Annotated in this window: 1 protein-coding gene; it reads right to left on the minus strand. The window is 77.1% G+C overall.

Going from position 1 to position 3696, the window contains the following annotated elements; genetic code table 11:
- A partial coding sequence (locus OOT08_RS06750; RefSeq protein WP_325092126.1) for an FtsK/SpoIIIE domain-containing protein occupies positions 1-3696 on the minus strand: 3696 nt, incomplete at both ends.

Here is a 3696-nt window from a genome sequence, read left to right on the forward strand (position 1 = left end):
GCAGCGAGACGCGCACGAGCGGGGACCCGCCCTCCGCGTGGGGGCGCAGTGCGAGCAGCCAGCGCGCCCGCTTGAGCTCGGCCAGCAGGGGCCAGCTCGCCTGAAGCGCGTCCTGCTCGGCCCCGAGCAGCACCGTACTCCCGACCCGCGCCGCCGCCGCGAGCACCCCGCTCAGCAGGGGCTCTCCCTCGGCCCCCAGGTCGTCCGGGCCCAGCTCGAGCGCGATCAGATCCGGGCGTTCCGAGGCCTCGGCGCTCTCGAGGGACGCCAGGACCCCCGCGAGGAAGCGCTCCGCGGGCTCCGGGTGATCGTCCGGCCCGGCTGGGCCGGAGAGCCGAAGGGCCGCGACGGGCGCGCGGAGCGCTCCGGGCCGGGCCGTCCCCAGGAACGCCTCGATCATCGCGCGCAGAGCCGTGCTGAGCCCGGACCCCGCTGGGCCGCTCACCGCGCAGCGGGCCCCGAGCGGAAAGCCGACGGGCTCAAGCGTCGCGGTGTCTACGGCAAAGATCGGCGGGGCCCCGATCAGCGGGGCGGGCAGCTCCGCACGCCGGAGCCGCTCGGGCAGGGGCGGCACCGGGCGAGCGGGCGGGACGCCCCGGGCGCGCAGCTGGGCCGCGATCTCGGCCATCGGCTCCGGCGCAGGCATCCCGGTGTCGCGGGACGCGTTCGTCGCGACCAGCGCGAGCTGAACGGGGTCCGTGCCTCCGGCGAGCACCGCCCGCCCCGGGGGCGCATCCGCGAGAACGGCGGCGGGCACCCCGAGCGCTCCGGCGTCCTCCGCCGCGGCGAGCCGGAGCACCAGCTGCTCCTGCAGCGTCGCCGCGATTTCCGTGCCGAACGCGGCCGGCCGGTCCGCGGTGAGCACCGCGTGCACCCCGACCGCGCGGCCCGTCCGGAGGATCTCGCCAAGCTGGTCAAGCAGCTCGGCGCGTGGCGAGTGTTCCTCGGCCACCGCGCGGAAGGCCGGGAATCCGTCGAGCAGCAGGAGCAACCGCGGCGCGGGGCTGACGGGCGGCGTGGCTCGGACTCGCGCGGTGATCGTGTCACGGAACAGGGCGAGAAGCCGCCCGATCCGCTCCGCGTCCTCGACGGGAACGACCGCGCCGACCGTGGGCAGGGCCGCGAGCGCGCCGAGGCCGCCGCCCGCGTCGATTGCGTAGCAGTGGGTCGGAGCGTGGGCGTGGAGCCCGCCGCCCCGGCTGTCCGCTGACGGGCTCGGTGCGGCGTTCGCGGCCACCGCGAGGGTCACGAGCGCGCTCGTCTTCCCGGACCCGCTGGCGCCGATCAGCGCCGCGTTCCCGCTCCGCGCCAGGTCGAGCGCGTAGCCGCGCTGTCGCTGTTGTCCCGGCTCGTCCCGAAGCCCGAGCGCGATCCCCGGGCTCGCCAGGCCGGGGAGCTCGGCCAGGGAGAGTCGCTCGGGGAGCGGGTCGAGCCAGGGCCGCCGGGGCGGGGCCAGCCCTGCGCTCGCGACGGCCGCCGCAATGCTGTCGCGGAGTGCCTCGATATCCCGCGGGCCTCGGGTTCCCGGAGCGTGATGCGCGCCCGCGGACCTGCGGTGTTCCTGCGCACCGGGCAGCGGCACGCCCTCCGCGAAGCCCAGCCCCGACAGTGCCACCCCGCCCGGGGCCCCGGCGGTGATCGCGCTGCCCGCGTCCGCGAGGCCGGGGGTGTCCGCGGCGGCCCCGCCCCGCCCCCCGAGGTACGCGCTCTGGAATCGGCGCACCGGCCCGGAGCCCACCCGAAGCGCTGCGCGGCCGGGGACGCCGGGATCAAATCCTGCGGCGTCCGCGACGCCGAGGAGATCCGTGCTGTCCTCCGGGTCCGCGACCCGGAGGGCGATGCGCAGGTTCAGGTTGGCCCGCAGGTTTGCCGTGACCGCGCCCGCCGGGCGCTGCGTCGCCAGGAGCAGGTGCACCCCGAGGGAGCGCCCCCGCTGCGCCACGTCGAGCAACCCGTCGAGAAACTCGGGCACCGCCGCGGTGAGGGCGGCCAACTCATCGACCACGACGAGCAGGGCCGGCGGAGCGTCAGCCTCGGAACGGGCTTCCAACTCGGCGAGATCTTTCGCGCCCAGCGCGTTGAGCCGCTGCTCCCGGTGCGCCAGCTCGGCGCGGAGGGATATCAGGGCCCGGCGGAGCAGCTCCGGGGTCAGATCGCTCACGAGCCCGACCGTGTGCGGCAACTGCGCGCACTCGGCGAAGGCGTTGCCGCCCTTGTAGTCCACGAGCAGAAAGGTGACCCGCTCGGGACTGTGCTGGGCGGCGAGGCTCATGATCCAGCTCTGCAGGAACTCCGATTTCCCGGAGCCCGTCGTTCCCCCGATGAGCGCGTGCGGGCCCTGCGCCCGGAGGTCCACCGAGAGCGGGCCGGTGGCGTCCTGGCCAATGATCGCCGCCAGGCCGGTGACGCGCCTAGGGGTGCCCGGGCGCCACGACCCGCTGAGCGAGTCCGTCTCTGCCCACGCGGCGAGGATGTCCGCGGCCCCGCCGACGAGGTCTCGTGCGGCGAGCTCCCGTAAGTGGGCGAGGCGAGGCAGGCCGTGGTCAGCGGGGGCGCGCTCGCTGTCGTCCACGATGGGCGCGAGGCACCGGGCCAGCTGCGCCGCGGGCGCAGCGGCCACGTGCTCGACCCGGTCGAGTGCGACGCGCCGCCCGGCGCGGGTGCGGATCAGTTCGGCGGTGGTGCCGGGCCCCGGGACCACAACGACGACGGAGCGGCACGCAGCCGGAACCCGCTCAGGGCGGTCGGCCAGCCAGAGGGCGTGCACGCCCACCGCGGCCCCGGCCTCGGCGATGCCGATGAGTCGCGCGCGGTTTCCCGGGGCCCCGGCCGCGATCAGTACTACGATCGCGGGGCCGTCGTCCCGCGACGGTCCCGGGCGGGCGGCTGTTGCGCTCTCCCCCGACCTCGCCCGGATGATGCCCTCCAGCTCGGCGAGGAGGGCCTCGGCTCGCTCGGGGGTCCCCGCCAGGTGCGGGCCACGGAGGGGGCTCGATGCCGCGCCCTGGTGGGGCAGCCAGCCGAGCCAGCCCCATCCGGCGCGCTCGCGGTGCTTCGGCTCCGGGGCGAACGCGGCGATGACGAGGTCGGTGGGGGCGTGCAGGGCGGCCAGCTGCAGGAGCAGCGACCGGGCGAGCCCGTCCCGCTCGCCCGCCGGGCCGACGACGCCGAGCGCGCCGCACGCGCCGAGACGCTCCGTGCGGGGGACCCCCGGCAGCTCCTCCGCGTCCCGGGCGGCGGCGCGAAGCCGACGCCAGTGCTCCGGCTCCGCATCGTTTGGTGCGGGGAGCTCGGCCCGGACCCGGCTGCGCGCGCGGCCCGTGCCGAGGCGCAGTTCGAGCACGTCCGGCGCGTCCCGGCGGCGGCTCCAGAGCAGCCCGTTCCGCGCGGTGATCGCGTCGGCGATGCGCCCGGGGTCGGGGCTCCCCCGGTGCCGCGCCCGCTGTTCCCTCTCCCGCAGCTCTGCGAGCTCTGCCCGAGCAGCAGCGAGGGCCGCCTCGAAGCGCGCATCAGCCGCCCGCCGCTTCCGGCGCGCGGTCAGCCGCGCGTCAGCCCAGGCCGCGAGCGCGAGGAACGGGCTCAGCCCCAGCAGGGCGAGGCTCAGCCGCGAACCGCTCGCGGCGAAGACGGCGACGCCGAACACGAGCGGGCCGAGCAGACCCAGCACGGGGAAGCGAGCGGGCTCCCCCGGTGCGG

Source organism: Leucobacter sp. M11 (assembly GCF_035726885.1).
Classification (GTDB): Bacteria; Actinomycetota; Actinomycetes; order Actinomycetales; family Microbacteriaceae; genus JAPFRB01.